Annotated in this window: 18 protein-coding genes and 1 pseudogene; 4 read left to right on the forward strand and 15 right to left on the reverse strand. The window is 36.4% G+C overall.

The genetic code is table 11. The annotated features are described in order from the left end of the window. Positions 1-106: 106 nt before the first annotated feature. Both ACEN4L_RS04920 and ACEN4L_RS04925 read right to left on the reverse strand, forming a co-directional pair. A complete protein-coding gene (locus ACEN4L_RS04920; protein ID WP_407096446.1) occupies positions 107-1,312 on the reverse strand; it encodes a LysM peptidoglycan-binding domain-containing protein in 1,206 nt (401 codons plus the stop codon). A gap of 190 nt (positions 1,313-1,502) precedes the next feature. Then, entirely contained in the window at positions 1,503-2,750 is a 1,248-nt protein-coding gene (locus ACEN4L_RS04925) for a PQQ-dependent sugar dehydrogenase (RefSeq protein ID WP_407096447.1), read from the reverse strand. Positions 2,751-3,703: 953 nt separating this feature from the next. Here ACEN4L_RS04925 and ACEN4L_RS04930 point away from each other — a divergent pair. Both ACEN4L_RS04930 and ACEN4L_RS04935 read left to right on the forward strand, forming a co-directional pair. Beyond that, positions 3,704-4,894 carry a glycine betaine/L-proline ABC transporter ATP-binding protein gene (locus ACEN4L_RS04930; protein ID WP_407096448.1) on the forward strand — a complete coding sequence of 397 codons (1,191 nt, stop codon included), beginning with the start codon at positions 3,704-3,706 and terminating at the stop codon, positions 4,892-4,894. A gap of 1 nt (position 4,895) precedes the next feature. Continuing rightward, positions 4,896-6,842, forward strand: a pseudogene (locus ACEN4L_RS04935) (ABC transporter permease/substrate binding protein). 523 nt (positions 6,843-7,365) lie between these two features. Here ACEN4L_RS04935 and ACEN4L_RS04940 read toward each other — a convergent pair. The 5 genes from ACEN4L_RS04940 to ACEN4L_RS04960 all read right to left on the reverse strand — a co-directional run bounded on the left by ACEN4L_RS04940 (position 7,366) and on the right by ACEN4L_RS04960 (position 13,066). Beyond that, complete coding sequence (locus ACEN4L_RS04940) at positions 7,366-9,360, reverse strand: FtsX-like permease family protein (RefSeq protein ID WP_407096449.1); 1,995 nt, start codon at positions 9,358-9,360, stop codon at positions 7,366-7,368. Further along, positions 9,353-10,120: an ABC transporter ATP-binding protein gene (locus tag ACEN4L_RS04945; protein ID WP_407096450.1), complete on the reverse strand. Its 768-nt coding sequence runs from the start codon at positions 10,118-10,120 to the stop codon at positions 9,353-9,355. The genes ACEN4L_RS04940 and ACEN4L_RS04945 overlap by 8 nt, the downstream gene beginning before the upstream one ends. Before the next feature lie 116 nt (positions 10,121-10,236). After that, positions 10,237-11,262, reverse strand: coding sequence for a sensor histidine kinase (locus tag ACEN4L_RS04950; protein ID WP_407096451.1), 1,026 nt, complete (start codon positions 11,260-11,262; stop codon positions 10,237-10,239). 1 nt (position 11,263) lies between these two features. Further along, positions 11,264-11,944 carry a DNA-binding response regulator gene (locus ACEN4L_RS04955; RefSeq protein ID WP_407096452.1) on the reverse strand — a complete coding sequence of 227 codons (681 nt, stop codon included), beginning with the start codon at positions 11,942-11,944 and terminating at the stop codon, positions 11,264-11,266. Positions 11,945-12,100: 156 nt separating this feature from the next. After that, on the reverse strand, positions 12,101-13,066 hold the full coding sequence (locus ACEN4L_RS04960) for a D-2-hydroxyacid dehydrogenase (RefSeq protein ID WP_407096453.1): 966 nt from the start codon (positions 13,064-13,066) through the stop codon (positions 12,101-12,103). Between the two features lie 190 nt (positions 13,067-13,256). Between ACEN4L_RS04960 and ACEN4L_RS04965 the strand changes: the two genes are divergently transcribed. Next, positions 13,257-13,946 (forward strand): hypothetical protein, encoded by a 690-nt coding sequence (locus ACEN4L_RS04965; protein ID WP_407096454.1) that lies wholly within the window; start codon positions 13,257-13,259, stop codon positions 13,944-13,946. A 67-nt stretch (positions 13,947-14,013) separates the two neighbouring features. Here ACEN4L_RS04965 and recQ read toward each other — a convergent pair whose 3' ends face one another. Next, complete coding sequence (recQ, locus tag ACEN4L_RS04970; RefSeq protein WP_407096455.1) at positions 14,014-16,191, reverse strand: DNA helicase RecQ; 2,178 nt, start codon at positions 16,189-16,191, stop codon at positions 14,014-14,016. 456 nt (positions 16,192-16,647) lie between these two features. Here recQ and ACEN4L_RS04975 point away from each other — a divergent pair, with 456 nt between their 5' ends. Then, positions 16,648-17,388 carry an alpha/beta fold hydrolase gene (locus ACEN4L_RS04975; protein WP_407096456.1) on the forward strand — a complete coding sequence of 247 codons (741 nt, stop codon included), beginning with the start codon at positions 16,648-16,650 and terminating at the stop codon, positions 17,386-17,388. A gap of 278 nt (positions 17,389-17,666) precedes the next feature. On the opposite strand, the gene ACEN4L_RS04980 is transcribed toward ACEN4L_RS04975, so the two are convergent. From ACEN4L_RS04980 to ACEN4L_RS05010, 7 genes are all read right to left on the reverse strand, one after another. After that, on the reverse strand, positions 17,667-18,197 hold the full coding sequence (locus tag ACEN4L_RS04980; RefSeq protein ID WP_407096457.1) for a GNAT family N-acetyltransferase: 531 nt from the start codon (positions 18,195-18,197) through the stop codon (positions 17,667-17,669). A 29-nt stretch (positions 18,198-18,226) separates the two neighbouring features. After that, complete coding sequence (locus ACEN4L_RS04985; RefSeq protein ID WP_407096458.1) at positions 18,227-18,502, reverse strand: hypothetical protein; 276 nt, start codon at positions 18,500-18,502, stop codon at positions 18,227-18,229. A gap of 66 nt (positions 18,503-18,568) precedes the next feature. After that, positions 18,569-19,279: a DNA alkylation repair protein gene (locus ACEN4L_RS04990; RefSeq protein ID WP_407096459.1), complete on the reverse strand. Its 711-nt coding sequence runs from the start codon at positions 19,277-19,279 to the stop codon at positions 18,569-18,571. Between the two features lie 105 nt (positions 19,280-19,384). After that, positions 19,385-20,368 carry a tRNA dihydrouridine synthase gene (locus ACEN4L_RS04995; protein WP_407096460.1) on the reverse strand — a complete coding sequence of 328 codons (984 nt, stop codon included), beginning with the start codon at positions 20,366-20,368 and terminating at the stop codon, positions 19,385-19,387. A 222-nt stretch (positions 20,369-20,590) separates the two neighbouring features. After that, the gene (locus ACEN4L_RS05000; RefSeq protein WP_407096461.1) at positions 20,591-21,247 is read right to left on the reverse strand and encodes a hypothetical protein; all 657 of its coding nucleotides are present in this window, start codon (positions 21,245-21,247) and stop codon (positions 20,591-20,593) included. Positions 21,248-21,474: 227 nt separating this feature from the next. Next, the gene (locus ACEN4L_RS05005) at positions 21,475-22,701 is read right to left on the reverse strand and encodes a hypothetical protein (protein WP_407096462.1); all 1,227 of its coding nucleotides are present in this window, start codon (positions 22,699-22,701) and stop codon (positions 21,475-21,477) included. Positions 22,702-22,853: 152 nt separating this feature from the next. Then, entirely contained in the window at positions 22,854-24,572 is a 1,719-nt protein-coding gene (locus tag ACEN4L_RS05010) for a DUF262 domain-containing protein (RefSeq protein WP_407096463.1), read from the reverse strand. Positions 24,573-24,599 lie beyond the last annotated feature (27 nt).

The following is a 24,599-nucleotide window of genomic DNA, read 5'->3' on the forward strand; positions in this document are numbered from 1 at the left end:
GCTTTTTATCTCTTTAAGTGTACTGTTTTTCTTTAAAATAGTACACGAAAAATAAAAGAAAAATCCAAGAATCTCATTCTTGGATTTTTCTTTTATTTCGATACGCTTAATTTGGGATTGTCAATACCTGTCCGATTCGAATCAGATTGAGATTAGCCATATTATTGGCTTTCGCGATCTCTAAGGCTGTCGTGTTGTATCTTTGTGCGATTCGATATAACGTATCTCCAGCTTTAACTGTATATTTGACAGGGGTCGTAGGCGGTGGTGTGGTTTGAGAGCGTGTTGGAATCGTCAATATTTGGCCGACTCGAATCAAACTTGGGTTGGTGATTTTATTTGCTGCAACGATTTGTTGTACCGTTACACCATATCTTAGTGCAATCGCATAAAGTGTGTCTCCAGCTCGAACAGTATGTCTTAGACTAGTAGGAGGAGGTGTTGTCCCGCCAGATCCTGGAATCGTCAATACTTGCCCGACTCGAATCAAATTCGGATTAGCCAAGCGATTGGTTGTTGCCAGTTGTTGAACGGTCACTCCATAACGTAACGCAATGCTGTACAATGTTTCTCCTGCTTTAACAATATGTGTTCTCCCACTTGTAGAAGAACTTTGATACGTTAATAGTTGAGAAACAGTCACAAATTTATATCCCAAAGCTTTTAATTTACTGATCATTCCGGGTAAAGCTTCAGGAGTAAACGTATCTTGTCCTGCATGCATCAACACAATAGCACCTGGTACGATGTTATTAATCACTTTATTAGTCATCGTTGCGGCAGAGTCTCCTCGCCAATCAACCGTATCAATTGTCCACATGATCGTTTTGGTATATCCCATTTCTCCTACCGTATTCAAAACGGTAGTACTGGACGCACCAAACGGCGGTCTAAAGAGCGGCTTAGTTGTTTTCCCGGTAGCATTTTTGACCATGGTCTCGGTTCTATTCAATTGGTCTTTCATTTGAGTGGTTGAAATTTTAGTAAAATCAGGATGGTTGAAGGAATGGTTCCCAATCTCGTGGCCTTGATTGACAATATTGCGAATCAAATTAGGGTGTTGTTGAGTGGCGGCTCCAGTAAGGAAGAAAGTTGCTTTAATATTGTTTTTAACTAAAATAGCCAAGATTTCGTTGATATGTCCGCCATCACTTCCGTCATCAAATGTGAAAGAAACGACTTTAGTGGTAGTATTTACTCGATAAACAGCTTGAGAGGGTGCTGCAAAGACCGGCACTGCTAAAGAAAACATCACCAGCAAGGAGGCAACTAGTGCTGCAATTACTTTCACTAGTTGAAATTTTTTTATCATCTCTATCACCCATTCTTTCTCATTCAAGCCTTAGCATGCGGGTGTGGAATAAACAGACGACAAAAGGAAGGATAGCTTTTTTATCATGGACATTCCTCCTCCAGCTCATTATTGGTTCATCTTTTTTCACCTTTATTATACTTTATTTTTGCATCCATATACATCACAACAGACTATATAACAGCACAAATTAATTCGTTTCTTGAAGGCGATACAGTTTGCCGTTGAAGTCTACAATAATCAATTCTCCCTTTTCATCTAAGCCAAATGAAGAAATCATTAAGTCTGTATCAGCAATCTCCACATTGTCTATAGACTCATTGTCCGTCACCCAAAGTGCCCATAGTTTTCCGGACACAAAATCTCCGTATATATACATCCCTTTTAGGCTGCTATTGCCTTCACCACTATAAACATATCCTCCTGTAATAGATTGCCCTTCAGAATGATCGTATTCCCAAATAGGTTCTTCCAGATCAAGTTCTTCCATTGAATCCTCAGACGCATATTCCATTGTACCTTCCATCAAACGCCAACCGTAATTTTTGCCGGTTTCTATCAGATTGATTTCTTCCATAGCATTCTGTCCGACATCCGACAACCATATCCATTTACGTTGTACATCAAAGCTAAACTTCCAAGGATTACGCAGTCCATAAGCAAAAATTTCTTCTCGATAACCTTGATCGTTTCCTGCAAATGGATTATTTTTAGGAATCCCATAAGGCAACCCATTTGTTGAGCTATCTACATCAATCCGCAGCAATTTGCCATAAACTTCGTCTAGCGATTGTGCATTGTTTTGCGGATCTCCGCTTCCTCCGCCATCTCCAGTTCCAATATACAAGTAACCATCTGGTCCAAAAGCAATATGTCCCCCATTATGATTTGTATAAGGTTGTGGAAATTCCATCAGAGTCATTTCACTGTCCAGCGCTGTTTCGTAAGTCAATGGGTCAGCTTCAAAACGAGACAACTTAGTTCCTTGTCCATTTGTGTAATTCACATAAAAATACCCATTTTCACTAAATTCTGGATGAAATGCCAATCCCAATAGTCCCATTTCATTTCCCGCTAAACTGATCTTATCGCTTAGATCGATAAAAAGTTCTTTTTCAGCCGCATCCGGTAAATTTTCAAACGCATAAATCTTGCCAGTCCGCTCGACTACAAAAACAGTATTCGAATGGTCACTTGCTGCAGTAAAAAAGAGCGGTTGTTCAAAAGTTAGATTTTCATAAGCTTCTATTATTTCATAGGCTGCAGGTTCAAATTCTTCAGAGACATCTTCCGATTGTTTTGGAGATTCTGAGGCTTTTTCAGCGGATTCACTTGAAGATTCAACTTGACTGTTTGAGGGCATTTCTTCATCTTTTGAGGATTCGCACGATACGAGTAAGGGGAAAGAAAATAGTAGGAATAACAATATTATTTTCATCATATGGAACTCCTTTCAGTAAAACAACTTTCTTCTATTGATATAGGCGTAGGCGGTTTCGATACTCATTAAGGAAAGATGGATGTAAAAAAAAAAAGACAGATTCATTTTAAAAATAAGCGAATGGATTAAAAAAGGAAGGAACCTCTGTTAGGCTCCTTCCTCTCATATGTGCAACACAGGTACTCACATTTTTATTTTCGATGCCACTTCTCATAAATGGTCTTACTACAACTAGATAGTTGTCACTAAGATTTTCTGAACTAAACTTTTTACATCTTGGTTCTTTGAATCTTTATTCTTAGAAGAGTGTTCTTTGAATAGTGTTTCTAAAAATCTAGCTGTGAGATACTCCGTGCTGCTATGATAGTAGATCCTAGTTTGATGTCTTCAATAATACTATAAATCTACGAAGTACATCAACTAAGATACTTTGGGTCAACAGCTCTACTTAAACCGTTAACCTAAGAATCTTATAAAAAGATTCTTCTAAAGAGCGGCATGCTCTTTCTTTTCTTATCTAATGTTTCTAGCATGTCCCTCTTTACACATAAAATATATCATGAAAGCGTTTGCTTGTCAATGAGTTTTTCTTTCTTTTTTTATCTTTTTATCATAAAATACAGCATTTTCGTACTATGTCTTTTTCCAAGTTCGCTCTCTTTAGTTTAGCAATTACTAATTTTTAGTGCACGAAAATTCAGCTCCTTCCATATTTTCTCACTAAATTCTTAGAGTTCTGTCATATCGCATTTAGTAAACGATAACATTCTGATTTACGTCCTTGTGTTATTTTACATACAAGTTTCATGTATGTTACGGTTATTATTGTGTTCAAGACGCGGGAAAAAAACAAAAACTGTTTAAAAAGACGATGGAATCAATCTTTTGCACGCTTTTCACGTCAAACTGATTCCATTAGTTTTTAAAATAAACAAAGGAGTTGAACCTTTTTGCCTAAAGTAACTGTTGAAAATTTATCAAAAGTTTTTGGAAAAAAAGAAGAACAAGCTTTAAAGTTAGCCAGCCAAGGTAAAACAAAAGCTGAAATTCTTAAAGAAACTGGTGCCACTCTTGGTGTAAATAATGCTAGTTTTTCTGTTGAACAAGGAGAAATATTTGTGATCATGGGTCTTTCCGGAAGTGGAAAATCGACACTCGTTCGTTTGCTGAACCGTCTGATTGAACCTTCTAAAGGTGATGTCTTTATTGATGGAAACAATATTTCACAAATGGGAAAAGATGATTTACGTAACGTCAGAAGAAAAGAAATGAGTATGGTTTTCCAAAACTTCGGACTATTCCCACAACGTACGATATTAGAAAATACGGAATACGGATTGGAAATTCAAGGTATGGATAAAGCTGAACGTCGTCAACGTGCAGAAAAAGCATTAGACAATGCTGGACTACTTGCCTATAAAGATCAGCTTCCTAGTCAGCTTTCAGGAGGAATGCAACAACGTGTTGGGTTAGCGCGTGCTTTAGCTAACGATCCTGAAATCTTGTTAATGGATGAGGCCTTTTCAGCATTAGATCCTTTGATTCGTCGGGAAATGCAAGATGAATTGGTTGAAATGCAAGATAAAATGAACAAAACCATTATTTTTATTACGCATGATTTGAATGAAGCTTTACGTATTGGTGATCGTATCGCCTTAATGAAAGATGGAGAAATTGTTCAAATCGGCACTGGAGAAGATATTCTTACCAGTCCAGCAAATGATTATGTAGAAAAATTTGTTGAAGATGTCGATCGCGCTCGAGTATTGACTGCTGAAAATATCATGGCTCGCCCGACTGTATTAAAACTCGGACAAGACGGACCAAACGTTGCATTACGTCGTATGGAACAAGAAGGGATCTCCAACATATTGGTGATCGACGACAGTCGTAAATTACACGGATACGTTACAGACGAAGGTGCTGCGGTTGCTGTTAAAAGACAAGAAAAAACATTGGATAAAGTCTTAAGAACCGATGTTCCTACTGTAGAACGCACTACACTGATCAGTGATATATTTGAAGTTATTCATGACGCTTCGACTCCAGTTGCTGTTGTAGAAGACGGTAAATTGTTAGGAATCATTGTTCGTAGTCAAGTCATTGCTGCATTAGCAAAAGATAGTGAGGTGTCTTTATAAGATGGAAAACAGTATATTAGATAACATTCCAGAATTACCGGTTGCCGAACATGTTGAGATGTTTATGGATTGGCTGACAGCCGTTTTAAAACCAGTATTTAATTTCATACAGTCTTTCAGTGAAGTCATTATGGAGGGTTTAACAGATTTATTACTACTTATTCCCCCACTTCTATTTATTATTGTGATTGCCGCTATTTGTTTCTTTGCAGCTGGCAAGAAATTTGGATTGGCTGCTTTTTCAATCGTCGGTTTACTGTATGTTCAAAACCAAGGACTATGGGAAGACTTGATGAACACTATTACTTTGGTCATTATTTCTAGTCTGATATCCGTTATTATCGGTGTACCACTGGGAATCTTAATGGCTAAAAGCAAATGGGCCAGCACGATCGTTACCCCTATTTTAGACTTTATGCAAACTATGCCGGCTTTTGTGTATTTGATTCCGGCTGTAGCTTTCTTTGGGATTGGTATGGTACCAGGGGTTTTCGCTTCTGTTATCTTCGCTCTTCCACCTACCGTACGTTTTACAAATTTAGGTATTCGCCAAGTTTCGGAAGAATTAGTGGAAGCTGCGGATTCATTTGGTAGCACGGGTTCACAAAAATTATTTAAAGTAGAATTGCCGCTAGCTAAATCAACTATCATGGCAGGTATTAATCAAACCGTTATGTTAGCTCTATCTATGGTGGTTATAGCTTCAATGATCGGTGCCCCAGGATTAGGTTCTGAAGTCCTTTCTTCTCTACAAAGAGCCCAAGTAGGATCAGGATTCGTATCCGGACTAGCCTTAGTAATCCTCGCCATCATCATTGACCGATTGACACAAAAGTTAACTAAATAAAACAGAGCGTGGAACAAGGCGCTTAGACTCTCGTAGAGTTCATCTTTCTCTTTTAATTGGGTGCTTTTCCCAAATAAAAGAGAAAGTGAAATCTTAGAGAGTCTGCCTTGTGCAACGCGTTTAAAAGAGCAAACTAAAAGCACTACCCTATTATTCAAACGAACAACCCGCATAGCGGATAAAAAGTACAAAAAGGAGAGTTTTAATTTGAAAAAAATGAATTGGAAACGTCTAGGATTGACAGCTACATTAGGAACAACGTTACTATTAGCAGCTTGTTCTTCAGGTGATGAAACAGCTCAAGAAGATACTGTTGGTAAAGGTGAAGAAATCGAATTATCTTATGTTGCATGGGATACTGAAATTGCTTCAACAAATGTTATTGGTAAAGTATTAGAAGACTTAGGGTATGACGTTGAATTAACTCAATTAGACAATGCTATTATGTGGGAATCAGTGGCCAGCGGAGAAGCTGACGCAATGGTAGCAGCTTGGTTACCAGGAACTCATGGTGCACAATTTGAAGAGTACGGTGACCAAATGGTTGATTTAGGCCCTAACTTAGAAGGCGCGGCTATTGGTTTAGTTGTTCCATCCTATATGGATGTTGATTCTATTGCTGATTTAACAGATGAAGCTGATATGACAATTACAGGAATCGAACCTGGTGCTGGTGTTGTAGCTGCTACACAACAAGCTGTTGAAGATTATGACAATTTAGAAGGATGGGAAGTTCAAACTTCTTCTTCTGGCGCTATGACAACTGCTTTAGGACAAGCTTATGAAAACGAAGAAGAAATTGTTGTTACTGGTTGGTCTCCACATTGGAAATTCCAAAGCTATGACCTGAAATACTTGGAAGATCCAGAAGGTTCATTTGGTGAAGCTGAAACGATCAACACAATGGCTCGTGAAGGCTTAGAAGAAGAAATGCCTGAAGCTTACCAAGTGTTGGACCAATTTGAATGGACAACAGCAGATATGGAAGCTATTATGTTAGACATTCAAGAAGGAACAGATCCGGAAGACGCAGCTGCAACTTGGGTTGAAGAAAATCAAGACAAAGTTGCTGAATGGACAGAAGGCGTAACAGCAGAATAATTTTAATTGTAAAAATAGCTTAGCCCACATTTGTTGTGGTGTTAAGCTATTTTTTTACATATTCCCTTTTCTATTAGGCTCTTCATCTTCTAGCGTTGGTAAAGAAATTTCCTCCGGCCTATGGGGTTGCTTATGGAAAGCCATGGGACCGCCTTGAGCCGAAGCCGTTGGAGCGTTAGCGACGTACGGATACGGTATGCGAAGCGAAGAACAAACTTAGTGTAACAGCTAAAGCCTAACACTAAGTAATTACCATGCTTGGGCGTATACCCACAGTGTTTCCTTTTTTTTCCTCCTCTTCATGGCTATAAGCAACCCCCTATTCCTCCTGAAATTTCTAAGAATGAATTTCTAACAAGGTTTGAATGGAAAAACCAGTTTTTACTTACCAACGCCATAAATTGTAGAACCTTCTATTAATCATATCCATCCTAAATCTATTTCCATGGGATCAATATACGGACTTTATTCATAAAAAACAGTTCTTTTGACGGTCTGAGTGACCATCAAAAGAACTGTTTTTTTATTTTACAATGGAGAAATAAACTCTTGAAGTCACTCGATAAATGATCCAGTATAAAAGACTGAAGCACAGTACTACACCTATAATTGATAAAATAATCAATCCTTGATCTACCAACCCGAACAGCAAGAGTAGCTTGCTGATAATCGGAAACGCAAAAGCTGTGTGTATAACAGCTAATATCAACGGTAAAAAGAACATCCATACAATTTGGGAACGTGTAGATTTTTGAATGGTTTTCTCATCAAGACCTACTTTTTGCATGATTTGGAATTTTTCTCTATCGTCGTATCCTTCTGAAATTTGTTTGAAGTATGTGATCAAAGCGGCTCCAAATGTGAATAATCCTCCTAGAAATATTCCCATAAACAACAGTCCGCCATTCATTTGATACCATTCCTCTCGTAAAACTTCTTTAGCTCTATAACTTAACGAGTACTCTTCCAAATCATAGATAATATCTGTCAAGTCTTCGGCATAAGCCATTTTTTCTTCTGCTATACCGCTAGTATCCCATTGCACAGTAGCAAAACCATCAAAATAATCATCTGGATAAAGTTCTGCGTAATCTTTTACGATCGACTGCATCTCTTCTGCTCCGTTTGTCAACACTACTGTAGTTCCTACAACATCAGTTCTTAACATTCTCTCTATTTGATCGGTAATTATATTGCTCATATCAGAATCTTTGATTTGGTGGACTGGGTAAGCTTGTTTTCCTAATTTTATAGTTGGCTGGGTATATTCGTTCTTAGAATCTAAAACTACTACTTCATTGCCTTCTAGATCTATTGAAACACCTGTTATGTTTTCAATGTCCTCTTTAGGAATGAAAATCGCCTGAGTCTCTACAATATCCCCCTGTAGACTAGATTTAAAAACAAATTCATCTCCTTCTAAAACTCCTGTTAACGAGTTGTATCGGTAAGCTACTATATCCTCTATTGACAATTCTCTTCTCTCTGTTTCATTCACAACCAACTCTTGAAAATTTGTCATGTCTTCAAAGTCAGCTTCATACATAGCAACCTCATTTTCATAAGGGAATTGTATGTTTATTGACGCTTCCGAACCTACAAAGATAGCTGCTGTTGTTGAAACAGCTACAATCACCATCGTGGCCAATACAGAAATATTGGCTAATCCAACTGCATTTTGTTTCATTCGGTACAACATACCTGAGATAGAAATAAAAGCATTTGGACGATAGTACAATTTCTTGTTCTTTTTCATTGCTTTTAGAATGAAAATAGATCCAGAAATAAACAATAAATAAGTTCCAATAATGACTAAGAGAACAGCTAAAAAGAAATAAATTATCGCACTCATCACATCTTCAGTGGAAAGTGATATCCAATAGCCGGCTCCTAAAGAAACTAATGAAAGAAGAAACAATAGAAGCGAACTCTTAGGCTCTTTCTCTCCTGTTTGTTTACCTCTAACCAGTTGAATTGGATTTGAAAATGTCACTTGACTGATATTATACAAAAAAGCTAAAAAGAAAATCGCAGTAAAACCAGCCGCAGTAATTCCTGCTGTTTCGATAGAGAATGGATATTCCATACTGACTGGAAGTTTTAGTACATAATTTAATCCTAAAAATACAAATCGGCCTATAATCTGCCCACTAATAATTCCTATAAAGATACTTCCGATACTCGTAATCAATGATTCGATCAATAGAACAAACGCAACGTGTTTTTTCTTCATCCCTAAAATAGCGTAAAGTCCGATTTCTTTCTTTCGTCTTTTGATTAAAAAACTATTCGTGTACAAAATAAAAATCAAGGAAAAAAAGCCGATAATTACTGATCCAAGCGAAAGTAATTGAACTACAGTACTCGAACGTTCTCTCAGGTAATCATTCTGCACTAACGACGTCATCAAGTAAAACATGGCAACTGTTGCAATCGATGACATGATATAAGGAACATAAATTTGTTTATTGGACTTGATATTTCTGACAGCCAACTTCGCAAATAATTGCTTAGTCATGTTGCTCACCTCGATTGATCAATACCATCAGAGTTTGAGTGATTTTTTCCATAAATTGATCGACAGTTTGGTTACCGCGATAAATTTCGTTGAATACTACCCCATCTTGGATAAACAATACTCGGTTGGAATGAGCTGCTGCTCGCGTACTATGCGTTACCATCATAATCGTCTGTCCAGCTTGATTGATATTTTCAAACGTCTCCAGCAAGCTTTGAGAGGCTTTAGAATCCAATGCACCTGTCGGCTCATCAGCTAAAATCAGTTTTGGTTGTGTGATCAAGGCCCTGGCAACGGCTGCCCGTTGTTTTTGTCCACCTGAAACTTCATAAGGGTAATGCCCGATCAATTCAGCGATCCCTAATTTCTCTACGATCGGCAATAAGCGGTTTTCCATTACTTTTACTGGAGTGTTGGATAACACTAATGGCAAAAGAATATTGTCTTTAATCGAAAAATTATCCAGCAGATTAAAATCTTGGAACACAAATCCAAGGTCATTTCGCCTAAATTCAGATACCTTGCTGTCTTTAATATCTGCTAAGTTTTTTCCTTCTAGTAATACTTCTCCAGATGTTGCAGTATCTAGAGTAGACAAAATGTTCAATAAGGTGGTTTTCCCCGATCCGGATTCTCCCATCACAGAAACAAATTCCCCTTTTTCAACTGTAAAGTTGACATCTTTCAATGCTTCTACTTTTTGATTTGAGAAACGAGTTGCATATGTTTTTTTCAAATGATTTACTTCTAATAAAGTCATTCTATTTCCTCCTCTTGTTCTAACTAAACCTATTGTATGCTACTAGAACAATTGGCGCCTTTATCTATCCTTACAAAATGATGGACAACCTTACAATTTTGTAAGATTGCCGTTAATCAAAAAATTTCCAATTTTTCTTGATCCAAATTGATCCTCACCATAGTTCCTTGATTCAATTTGGACTGAATGTTTAGCGTATGCCCTAATCGCTGACAGATTTTTTTGCTTAAAAAAAGTCCCAACCCAGTAGATTTTTCTTGGATCTTGCCATTCCATCCCGAATACCCTTTTTCGAATATCTTAGGTAAATCTTCGGAACGGATGCCTATTCCATTGTCTTCTATAATCAATTGCTTTTCTTTAAGGGGATCCATATATATTTTTATATGCCCATTTTCTGGAGTGTATTTTAAACTGTTTGAAAGAATCTGCTCTACTAAAATAAGCAGCCACTTTTCATCTGACAACACACTTTTTCCAAGTGGTTGGTAATCCAGCGTAATGCGGTTGTAAATAAATATAATAGAGAACTTTTTAAGTGTCTTTTTGATTACAAGATCTAAATCTACTTTATCCAAATCTAGTTCTTTCCCTGATTGCTCCAATTTCAGATAATTCAACGCCATATGAGTGTAATTTTCTACTCGAATCAGTTGTTGTTGTACTTTTTTAGATAATACAGGGTTCTCTTTATTTTGTTGCATTAATAAACTCATTGCCGCGATAGGAGTCTTGATTTGATGCAGCCATAGTGTGAAGTAGTCCATTTGCTCAGTGTTTTTTTCTTGTTGACTGTACCTCAATTCTTCTATCTGCGTCATTAAATGATTGATTTCTCCCAAAAGGTACTTCTCTGAAGGATCTATAGACTGCTCCAGTTCTTTCAAAACTGTTAAAGGCTGGGTCTCGATGTACTTCAATATTGTGTATCGTTTAGTATACTGGACAGATTGAATGATCAAAAAACTCAAAAATAAAAATCCCGTTAATAGTACGCCGTAAAAGTAAAATTCCAAAGGCAAACGTCCTAAAATAAATAAAATACCAAAAATGAGGACCATACTCAAATAAATTCCTATCTCATATCGCTTAGCCGATAAAAAAGCTCTAAGCAATACACTCTGTTCTTTTAAATTGGTCATTTTATTCTCCTTTCATCAATCCGTAACCATAACCTTTTTTGGTAACAATAAAATTCTCCACGCCTATACCAGCTAATTTTTTTCTTAAGCGTGCAATGTTGACGGCTAAGGTATTATCATCAATAAAAGCTTCATTTTCCCATAAGCTGACCATGATCGCTTCTCGAGAAACAAACTCGCTTTTATGCAAAAATAATTGCTCTAATATTTTCATTTCTGTTTTAGTTAGGGGTAATTCCTCTTCTTCAAATTGTAATGTCAGTTCATTTACTTTCAAATACACTCCTTGATGATTCAAAAAAGAATCGCTCTCGTTGAAATCATAAGCCCTTCTAAACAAGGCTTGTATTTTAGCGATCGCAATCGTTAAATCGAAAGGTTTACTAATAAAGTCGTCTGCCCCCATCTGAATCGCCATAACAATATCCATTCGCTCATTTTGCGAAGAAATAAAAATGATAGGTACTTGAGAAATTTTCCTGATCTCTGTACACCAGTAATAACCATTAAAGTAAGGCAATTTAATATCGATCAGTACCATTTGCGGCATAGTTTCTGTAAATTGTTCCATCACTTGATTAAAATCTGTCGTATAAAATGCATCATAATTCCATTTCGTTAATTCTTCCTGCAAACTCTTGGCAATCGTTAAATCATCTTCTATGATCATAATTTTTTGCATTTTTCCACCTCGTTCCTGCTCACTGACGTATTTTATTATAACGGAAATCATCACTTGCTTGAACCCAAACTATTCTTTTACTTAGCAGAAACTGCTGGCTTAGGAGTAATTTCCTCTTAAGCCAGCAGTTTGTTCCTACTATAAACACATGATTTTTTAATTTGAAACGACGTTTTCAGGCTTTCCATTGATAAATTGCTTTATATTGTCAACCGCGATCTCTATCAATCTGGCACGACTTTCTTTAGTAGCCCATGCAATATGTGGTGTAACGAATACATTCTTCGCTTTTAATAAAGGATTAGTACTTTCAATCGATTCTGTACTGACCACATCTACACCTGCTGCGTATATTTTTCCATTATTCAAAGCTTCTGCAACAGCTTCTTCATCTAATAATCCTCCACGAGAAGTATTTAGCAATATGACTCCATCTTTCATTTTAAAAATCGTTTCTTGGTTGATCAATGCTTCTGTTTCTTCTACCAATGGAATGTGTAAGGAAATGACATCCGATTTCTCCAATAATTCATCCAGTTCTACATAAGTTGCAAGCTTCTTTCCTTCTTCACTTTGGCTACGATTATACGCTAGTACTTCCATTCCCATAGCCTGAGCAATTTTAGCCGTTGCTTGTCCAATACTGCCAAACCCGATGATCCCTATGGTTTTTCCAGATAATTCTATCAAAGGATAATCAAAGAAGGTCCAATCTGGATGTTCTTCCCATTTGCCTTCATGAACAGCTTGGTTATGATGACCAACTTGCTGGCAAATTTCTAATAATAAGGCAATTGTCATTTGTGCAACGGATTGAGTACTGTAATCAGGAACATTGGTTACAACAATATTCTTCTCTTGAGCTGTTTTCACATCAACTACATTATACCCCGTTGCGAGTACCCCGATATACTTTAAAGATGGGCAAGCTGAAATGACTTTTTTCGTAAGAGGTGCTTTATTCGTCAATACAACTTCAGCATCGCCAATACGGTCGATAATTTCTTGTTCATTAGTTAAAGATGTTCGATCATAAATCGTTACATCTCCTAACTCGTTTAGTCCTTCCCAACTTAAATCTCCAGGATTAGTGGTATAACCTTCTAATGCAATGATTTTCATAAACTGCCTCCCAAAAAAATTTTATCCTCTATCTTTTCGTTCTCTATTAACTTTACTAGATACGACGTAAATTTGCGAACAACAATTATTAATTCGTGAATTTTTTTCAAACACTAGTAAAAACACTGGTTTTTGAATACCGCTTGTTATATGATTGGGTTACCACCAACTGCGTTGAGAGGAGAAATTCATGAAAAAATATGGAATCATTATTTTTTTACTGCTTTTATTTTTTGGAATTGTTTACATAGGAGTCAATCAAACACAATCTTTCAGCAAACAAACTTCTGCCGCAAAAACATCAGAACTTGAAACAACTGTCAAAGCAGAATCTGACACCAACGAACCTATCCAGTTTGACAAATTAGAGTCTGTTGACCGCCTAAAAATTCGCGGAAGTAAATTAGCTTCAGAGATGGGATTTAGCGTTTCCAGCAGCCTATGGGTTGTTGAAGAAGAAATCATTGAGGAAGAAATAGAAGAAGAACTTGTAGAAAGCGAAGAAATCACAGAAGACGAAGAAGATGAATCGAGTGTATATACAGAAAGTAGTAGTTCTGCTTATACACCAAAGAAAAAAACAAATTCATCTACTACTAATTCTTCTAGTTCAAGCAGCTCTACAATTAAAAAACCAGCTCCTAAACCAAAAGAATCTGAAGAGAGTATTGAATCTAGTAAGCCAAAAGAATCCTCTGAATCTAACACACCAGATGTACCTGTAAAAGATGAAGATACCATCAAAGATGAGGAAGATGAAATACCGCCAGAGTCAGATCTTCCGACCAATGAAGGTGATCCGTTGCCTCCAATCAATGGAGATCAAACAGGTTCAGAAAAGCCTAACGAAGAGAAAAATTCAGAGGAAGTAACTGAATAAACTATACTTATTAAAAGAGCTAGACCGACTGTTCAGTTGGTCTAGCTTTTTTAGATAACCTTATTACTTATTCATGGTGCATTTCTGCTTTTATTTTTGCCAATACAAATTTGATCTCATCATATGAAATAGACTCTGAGACAGCTTCTTTGATTGGTTTCAGCGGAGTCATGCCCACTTCAGCTGCCGCTGCTTTTATCTCAGCTTCTGCTTCCTCACTGACCAATCTCGAATACTCCAACTCAGTGCCTTCTTGAATCAAGACGCACAAGTGATTCACGATAGTCGTTGGAGATAAATCTCGAACAACTGCAATCTCAGCAATTGTTTTACCTTCTTTGAAATAGGATAATGTTTCTTCATGAGTAGCGCCTTTTTTCGAGGACTTACTTGACTGAGAACCAGGTTTTACGACTACTTCTTTCACTGACAAGTTTTCTTTTCTCAGTTGTTCTATGTCCAAAGACTGTTCTGTTGCATAAGTTTGGATGACTTCAAGAAATCGTTCTCCATATTCTTCTAACTTGGCTTCTCCTACACCATGGATATTCAGGAATTCTGTATCTGATGCTGGGAATTTAGCCGCCATATCGATCAAACTTCTATCCGAAAAGACCACAAACGGAGGTTTTCCCATTTCTTGAGCAATCCCTCTACGCAATTCTCTTAACAATTCAAATAATCCTGTATCGTAATTTTCAATATTTTCTACTGATTTTTTCGCAGCAGTTGTTTCTTCTTTCAATGATTTTGTCATCGTCAATCGAACTGTAGCTTTTAACAAATCATTCGTTTTAGTCGTAAATTGCAAAATAGGGTATTGATCTCCGCCCAAATGCAGATATCCTTCACTGATCATAATCGAAATGATATCCTTAATATCTCCTTCAGTATATTCTTTCATTATTCCATAGGTCGATAGCTCATTAAAATGCATTTGTTTGATCCGACTCGTCGCTTTTCCTCTTAAAACATCTGTCACCAGACCCGTTCCATAGGTCTGATTCATCCGATAAATGCAAGACAAGATTTTTTGGCATTCTACAGTGACATCCGTTTTGACCATTTCACCATCGCAATTCGAACAATGGTCGCACTCAATCCATTCCGGTATTTCGTCAAAATAGTTTAATATCGTTTTCCGCAAGCAACTTCCTGTTTTGCAATAAGTGATCATGGTATTGAGATTCGCTTTAGCATGCGGATTATTTCCTTGTTCGATCAAAAAAGTATTGGTGATGATGTCTTGACCAGAATAAAATAAAATGGCTTCAGAAGGAGCTCCATCTCTCCCGGCACGACCTGCTTCTTGATAATAGCTTTCCATATCCAACGGCATATTGTAATGAATCACTCGTCTTACGTTTGATTTATCTATCCCCATACCAAATGCATTCGTTGCTACCATGATCGGTTTACGGTCATACAAGAAATCTTCTTGGTTTTGCGTTCTTTCATGATTGCTTATCCCCGCATGATAAAGAGTTACAGGATACCCTTTTTTGTTCAATGTTTCATAGACTTTTTCTACATTTTTCCGTGTGTTGCAATAAATGATACTCGATTCTTCATTGTCTACCATACGCAATAATTCATTGGCTTTCTTTTTTGGTTTCACCACTGAAAAATAAAGGTTTGGCCGATCAAAACTGGAGATGTATTGGTAAGGCTGATTCAATTTCAACTGATTGACCATATCTTCTCGCACAGGTCTAGTCGCAGTGGCTGTAAAGGCCGCAAATGGCGGTCTGGTGGCCAACACATCCATGAGCTGCGGAATATTTTGATAACTAGGTCTGAAATCATGTCCCCACTGAGAGATGCAGTGCGCTTCGTCAACAGCTACTAAATTGATTCTCATTTGCTGAGCATAGGAAAGAAATGTCTCATTCTGCAGTCTTTCTGGAGAGACATAGATCAAATCCAATTCTCCTTGAAGAGCGCTGTACAAAATATTTTCTTGTTCGTTAAAAGTCAACTGGCTGTTGATATAAGCAGCCTTCACTCCCATCGTTTGCAAACCATCTACTTGGTCTTTCATTAAAGAGATCAAAGGAGAAATGACGATCGTCACTCCATCCATACAAATAGCTGGAATTTGATAACACAAAGATTTCCCTCCACCTGTAGGCATAACGCCTAAAACATCTTCCCCTCTTAGAATGGCATCGATCAATTGCTCTTGTCCAGGACGGAAGGAGTCATAACCATAATACTGTTTCAATGTTTCTAAAATTGCTGTCATATAAACCTCCAAAAAAACGTTCATTTATATCTATTCTTCTAATAGCCTATCACACTTTTCTAGATTACAAATTAAAAATACACAAAAATTCATTTAAAATTTTTGCGTATGGACTCAATTCTTTCTTTTTATGTATTTATGGATGAAAATAAAACAAAAAAAACTATTTTAATGCCATCTTTTTTCTTCATCCGCTGATCTCCTCTTGCCTCTATCAGAAAGTTAAATTTTCACATTCTCATTTATGCAGTTTTATTATGCTCGATATTCTCTAAATGTTAAGTCGTCTTTAACAATTAGCTAAAAATTTTTGTTATTAATAAGTCTTTTTATTGTATATTATCCAAGCATCAAACTAACTTTTAAGTTGTTCTCTAATTAAAAATAAGTGTCAATACTGTTTTATTTATTCCTTTCGTCATCGTCTTTTGATATGATGCTTTTGAGGTGTATAAATTGAAATTAACCATTCGGAAAAGAACTTTAGGCAACATCCCGTTATTGGAAGTTGTCCCGACAAAACAACGCAATGAAAAATTGCCTTTGATTATTTATTATCACGGTTGGCAATCTGTAAAAGAATTGAATTTGACGCAAGCCCGTTATTTAGCACACGAAGGTTTCAGAGTATTGTTGCCTGATGCTGTAAATCATGGGGAAAGAAAACAACCTGTTTCCAACATCCCTTCTCTCACTTTTTTCCAAAGTATTCATTCGAATTTATTTGAATTCAGCTTTATCATTGATCATTTTCGTAAAATTGGTTTTGTAGATGATCTCATTGGAGTTGGGGGAACATCTATGGGCGGTATCACGACTTGCGCGTTATTGACGCATCATCCTGAAATCAAAGCAGCAGCATGCTTGATGGGGTCACCTAAATTACTGGCTTACCAAGAACGCATTGTAAAATATGCCACGCGGCTCAACCGTCATTTACCAGAAGATTATTTTGACTTGTTGAGTTGGATTCCGAATTACGACCTATCATTGCACCCGGAAACCTTACAAGGTCGTCCGTTGTACATTTGGCATGGTACGCAAGACCAAATTGTCCCTTATGATCACGTGGCTGAGTTTGCAGAAGAACAAAAGGATACGCCAAATATTTACTTTACAGATGAAGAAGAAGAACATTTAGTTAAAACAAGCACGATGCGTGACGTCACGACATTTTTTGTTAACGAGCTGCTGTAATAAGACAATACAGATTGGATGATCGTGTTGCAGAAAGCCGTTCACCATAAATAAAACCACTTCGAATTTTAGGTAACTCGTACCTGAATTTCGAAGTGGTTTTATTTATGATAAACTGAGTGTTTCCTGCTCTTTATTCACTTAACTTCAATCACAACATTGATTACGAATGAATAATGCAACAATTTATTAATGTCTATAACCGTTCCTTCTTAAAAAATCCTCTCTTTTGAAAATCGCGAGAGTTTTTAACGATTTAGATCGATCTGCTGCACTGCTTAAAATTGAAACGGCTTGCTGTAAACCACTTTTCCTGAAACCTTTTCCAGACTGTCTTCTTTCAATTCCAATGCCATAAACGCTTCATCAGGCACTTCAAATGGGGACTCAATACCAAAAATCGAAGCTGGTTTAAATCCAAAACGGGGATAGTACTTGTCGTGTCCCATTACAATAACTGATCGATAACCTAATTCTCTAGCCTTTGATAGAGCGTCGAGAATTAATTTGCTGCCGATACCTTGATTTTGGTAATCTGGCAAAAAAGACACTGGAGCTAAAGCTAATGACTCGTAGTTGTCACTGTCATTTTCGATGCTGATCCTCGTCAATAACACATGCCCTACGATTCTGCTATTCTCTTCTGCCACCAAAGATAATTCTGGAATAAAGGCCGTGCTTTTTCGCAATCTCGCTACTAAAAAGTGCTCGGTATGATCAGTATATTCTTCGTTTTTAAAGGCTTCTTCCACCACTGCTTCTGTTTCAATATAATCTTTTTTTGTTTCTTGCCTTACTGTGACAGTCATTTTCAGCTCTTCCTCCTTGATGATATAGTTTATTTCTGAGCATTCAGAATAAACAAAGAAGCATCTTTACCCATGAATGTTTTTTCTGCATGATAGAAAGCTTTCGATTGAATATTTTTGAAGCCTATTTGTTTCATCAATGCAACTAACTCTTCTTGTTCAAAGCCGTTATGAATCATCTCTGATGAGACAGCTTCATTTTTGTCAAAATCGACAATGATCAAATGGCCAACAGAATTTAAAGCATCATACAATCGTGACAAAACTAATTCAGTATCTGGAATATAGAGCAGTACTTGCGACATAAAGATTAAACCATTCTTCTCAAGCTAAGAGGACTGTACCATAAGTTACCCTGGCCAATTATTTGATCAACATCTGACGTATCTGCGTTTGAACCCTAATTTGCCCCGTTCCAGCTCTTTTTGAATACTTGTAGCGGCGTCTAGAATACTCGGTTTTTTCTTACCGCGTTTTACTTCTACCAAGCCAATTTCTGAGGCTGTTTCAACAGCTTTTTCATGAAGCGGCATATAAGAAATCCCAACGGTATAGACAAAGTTATTCATTGAAGCTTTGGTTCTCTCAGGTGAATCATGAATCTCCTTTTTTACTTCATCCAACATATCAGATAATTTACTCGCAGCAAATTTTTCATCCTTTTGACTACCTAATAGCCAGCAATAACAACTCCAACCCGCTGACATTTTTAACTCCTCACCGCTCCGGATCCATTTGTCCGACACTTCTTGAGCAATATCTGCCTCAGACAACGTGACTGCAATAACATAATCCGAAAGCATAAAAAAATAAGCGTCCTCTATCCAACGATCATAATCTGCTTTTGTCATCCCATTGGAATCAGCAATTACTCCAGCAAAATACATAGCGTCATAATTCCCTGTGGCATACAATTCTTCTGCCAAAGGCTGATTGATTTTGATTGCTTTCGACATGGGCTTCATCGCACCTGTCGCTACGCCAAAAACCGGTTCATGAGCACCATTTGAAACATACCTTTTTTTGATGCGTTCCTTACCTAATGATTCCAACTCTTGCATGACCGTTTCTACATTCCACATTTATACTTCCTCCTTCTCCTACCTATATACCTCCCATTATAGCGCAAATAAAAAAGAGCTGATAGACTATGAGAGTATATCCCCTGTCTAACTGCTCTTTATTGTTTATCCTTGTTCTGCTATATCGGCATTTTGAGCTTCAAATTCATCCAACAAAGTACGCGCTTCATCAATGGACTGTGTCTCCATCAGTTGCGCTCTTAAATCGCTCGCTCCACGAATACCACGAACATATATCTTGAAAAAGCGGCGTAGTGGTTTAAATGAACGCTCTTCGTTTGCAAAATATTTTTCAAATAAATCTAAATGCAGACGGAAAAGGTCCAACAATTCTTTGCTGGAATGCTCTTTCGGTTCTTTTTCAAAAGCATACGGATTGGTAAAGACACCGCGGCCGATCATAATTCCATCAACGCCGTACTCTTCCACTAACTTCAATCCTGTTTCACGGTCAGGAATGTCTCCATTGATAGTCAGTAGCGTATCAGGAGCCACTTCATCACGCAATTTTTTGATGCCTGCAATCATGTCCCAGTGAGCATTCCCTTTACTCATTTCTTTTCGGGTACGCAAATGAATCGACAAGTTAGCAATGTCTTGTTGTAAAACATGTGTCAACCAATCACGGTACTCATCGACATGAGTGTAACCAAGTCTGGTTTTGACGCTGACTGGCAACCCTCCAGCTTTTGCGGCTTGGATTAATTCTGCAGCTACTTCTGGACGTTGAATAAGACCGCTCCCCTTGCCTTTACCTGCTACGTTAGGTACTGGACAACCCATGTTGATATCAATTCCGCTGAAGCCTTCCTCTGCCATCCCGATACTCATTTGACGGAAGTGTTCAGGTTGATCTCCCCATATGTGAGCTACCAGTGGTTGTTCATCTTCAGTAAACGTTAAACGACCGCGCACACTGTCTTTTCCTTCAGGATGACAGTAACTAACCGTGTTTGTAAATTCTGTAAAAAAGACGTCCGGTCTTCCCGCTTCACTGATGACATGACGAAAAGCAACATCTGTTACATCTTCCATCGGTGCCAAAATAAAAAACGGTCGCGGCAACTTATTCCAAAAATTCTCTTTCATCTAAAAAACCCTCTCGTTATAGGTGTAAATGTTTATCTCAAAAATAAAAAGCAGAAAAATCCTGCTTTTTAGCTTATATTAGTCTATACTATTTTATCCAACCGACTACAATAGTCTATTCTAACAAATTTGAGTTAAAAACGAAACTGTTTTTTATGAGAATCTTGTAAAAGCTGTGTGAAGCTAAAGGAAAACAGTTTATCAATCAAAGTTATTTACCAACTAATGGCCATATCTACGCTTAAAATCTTCTACACCTAATCTACAAGCAGTTTTATCGCCGACCATTCGAAACATCTCAAAATAATCCAGACTATCAAACGTAGGTGTGTCAATACGTTCGACCCCAATACGATTCCCGGCCCAGCTTCCTTCTTCGAATTCACTTTTTTGTTCCGCTTGGGCAAGAATAAAGTAAGGCATCAAATTATTTTTCATCCTGAACAGCCGTTGATCAATGGTCATGAACAGATGTGAATCATAATTAATAAGAACGTATTGATTCATAAATTTTTCCCATCTCTTTTGTATTCTGTTTGCTTCTGCAGGAGGAATCGTAATCAGATGGATTCCATTTTCTTTGCGAACTCTACGTTCTATTTTGTGTTTGTATTTTCGGTGATACGTATATCCTTCTTGTTCAATGAGGTATTCCTTTGCATTTTTTGAGTCCTCCACTACGGCGATCCTGTCACCTTTCCATTCATCCATCAACAAATGAAACAATTCATATTGAAATGGATTCCCAAATCGCGGATGAACAAAAGAAATAGCCATAACATTGCTTTCACCAGACAGAATCAATTTTGCCGGCTCTAGAATGCATTTTTTATCTAGGTTTACCAGTAACTTATTTTGCTCCATTGTTTCTATAATCAACGCCTCCAATATATTTTATAGGATTTTATTCCTCAATATAAAGTACGTGATTTTGGTGAATTTCATTTTTTTAAACAAAAAATATCTACGAAATTTATCTCGCTAACCTTTAAAATAGAAAAATTCCAAAATATCCTTTAGATATCATGGACCTAAATTAGCGGTAAAACATAAACCTTATTATTTTAGTGAAAAAAGAATTGAAGTTCGATATAAATAAATTCATGCTACTCTTTTATATATATTTTTTCTTCACGATACAATATTTCTACCTTTTGATTTTGAATTTTACTGTATTGTTCAATAGCTAAAGGTATCGCAAGTAAATCTTTTGGATTTGAGTAGTCATCTATATATTGCTGCATCTCTGAAATGTTTTCTTGCTTACTGACTTCTTTCTTTTTATTTTCTTTATTCAATATCCAATCTGCACTCAATTCTGCAAATGTTGCCAATAATTCTATTTTCATCCCTCCAGTATCTTTTAACATTTTTGGGAATACATTATACCATGCTCCATCTTTACTTTTTAAAATTCTAAGACCTTCGAAGTATTCCGGAATCAAATCATATGTTTCCGCAAATTCTATCGTGCTATCTATTATGTTATCTAATAATTTTGTTAGCCAAACCTCATCAGATTGCCCTGACATAAGTATTTCAATTAAAATAGCTAAATTATAAGATTTCAAAGCATAATTATACGCATAATAGTTCTTTTTAAATTTATGTTTGTTATCTTGAATCTGTTTCTTTTTATCTTTATCCGACATTTTACTTCTTAAATCTTTTATCTGACTATGATAAAATTTCACATCCGCTAATGATTTAATCCGAATAGATTGAATATTTGTAAGTGTTGCCTGTGTATACAATGAACTAGTCATATAATACTCTAAATTTGAGTATACTTCCGTTATAAATTCAGTGTTAGCTTCAGCCAGACTTCTTTTGTCAGCCTCGAGAAAATTTTGAATTTCATTTATATTTTCTAACAGGCTTTTTAGACTTGTATTTATTTGACTTAAAAAATATTGATTAGTTGCAACTGAACAGACATTATAAACAGATAAAATTATGTTTGAAATTCCCATTACTTGTGATGGAGAGATATGTTGCCATTCAGCTTGTCCTAAAACTTTATTATTTGTGCCATATTCAACAATATTTCCTCTGACTAAATTGACATTATTAGCAGATTTCTGTAACTGACCTAATCCTTTATCAAAAACAACTTTGTACGCACCTTCATATTTTTGGGAATCACTTACTTGTTTTAACACATTAGGAAGTTGTTGAAATACAGCCAGATTTTTACTTGTATTTAGATTCTCCAAACGTTTCCATTCTTTTGTATCAAATTCTGAGACTGGTTCGAAACCTACTAGTCCATTAATATTTTGTATAATTAATTTATAGTCATTGTTATCAATTACTTCTTTATCAAAGTCCATTTTAGCCATCCCTAACTATTATCATTATTTTCATCTCTAGTTTACCAACTACTATGATATTAATCTTAAATTCTTTTCGAAACATATCCTTTTTTTTTAAATTAACCTTCAATATTATCCTAGCAACATCAGTATAAGGAAAAGTCATAATTTTAAAGTAAAATTGCTTTCAAAGCATCACCCATTAATTTTTGTCGTTTTTCCATAAACTCTTCAAATTGTGATAGTTCATAAGAAGAATCATCCGGCATATATTTAGCATTCTCACTATTCTCTAGAATCTTAATCCAGTCTACTAGGGGCGTTGCATTTTTTCTAACATTCTCGCGCCCTTCTAATAATTGAAGATTCGCTAATGTATTTCTTCTACGTCTCCAATCATCTTTTCTATCATCATCAATTACTAATCCATTAGCAAGCTGAAGACTTGCAATCTTGTTCTCTTCAAAACCGGTATGTGGATGTAAGTGATCTTGATGGAAACCTTTCTGACTATATTTTAAATTTGGATAAAGCAAAGATAACAACATAAAGGTATATGCGCCAATTTCATACGTATCAAATAGTGCATCTATCTCTTCAGAAGTGTAGCGCAATGTTCTTTCACCAGTAAAGCGTACATTTAGTAAATTACTCATCCTAAATGAATCTGTTGGCACTACTTTCAAAGCTTCTCGTATACTTGTTAGTGCTGAGTTTGTAGCTGCACCAAAAACCTGTTTTACCTGTGCAATAACTATATACTTTCTTAATTCTAAAATGCTTTCATTATCAAAATTTCCACCATTAAAACGATAATATACCATTGGTGATACAGCCACATAAGATATAATATTCTCTGAATTAAAGCCGAATTCATTAAGTAGATCTACTGTGTCCTTGATAGCTTTACGAATGCTCTCCCAATTATCTTTTATCTTTAATACGCTTTCCTTCTTGAATGTCTCAACTTTAAGCGTAACGGACATATCGAGGAGATATAGACAAGTACGCATGATAAAATCATTGGAAAACTTATATCCTTCACCAATTTTATTAATTTCTGCAAGCAGTTTATCTATTTCATCTCTAGCTTTGTCCCAATGCGAAACAATGGTAGAGAATAACAAATCACTCTTCGATAAAATAGTACCACCAGAATTCACACGAACGAATATATCGAGGACGCTGTCGATATAGTCCGTTTGAACTTCAAAATAGTTAATTATTTCGTCACCCACAAGTCGAGTATGTAGCAAAGATATATTCTTCATTGCAATTTTATTCGCAGCCCAACCGCTCGGAATAATTAAATCTGTTACTAACTCATCTTGAGAATACTTTAATATATCTTTAACTAGGTACCATAGTTTATCATCTTTTTGCTTTTCAGCCTCTATTTGTGTCAGAAATTTAAACTCGTAAGAGATATCCTCCTCATCAGTTCTCTGACTATGCAGATTTAAATACAATTCTTTTATAGGGAATGCATCATCATTTTTCCATCGCTTGTTTGGTAACTTCCTGCTCATGCTACCTTGCAAAGCTATGTACAAAGAGGTTAATCTTTGTTGACCATCAAGAACAGCCCATATTGTTTCTTCATCACTTCCAATAGGAAATGGTTGTGGTGCAGATGGGTTTTTATAGATATCTCTTTCATGAAAATTTTTTATAAATTCGTACATTGAGTACTCTTTTTTGTTAATGATTGATTTTCTAACTTTCCAAAATAGAAAAGTTCCTATAGGATATCCAAGCATGATAGAATCCATCAACTTTGTTATTTGATCATTATTCCACACATATTTTCTTTGTATTGCCGGAAGATAAATTTTGCGACTATTTATTTCTTCGATTACAGCTCTTATATTTTTCTTTTCATATGCCATAAGTGTCTCTCCATTTTCCCTTTATTT

It is taken from the genome of Desemzia sp. FAM 23988 (assembly GCF_045528365.1).
Lineage (GTDB): Bacteria > Bacillota > Bacilli > Lactobacillales > Carnobacteriaceae > Desemzia.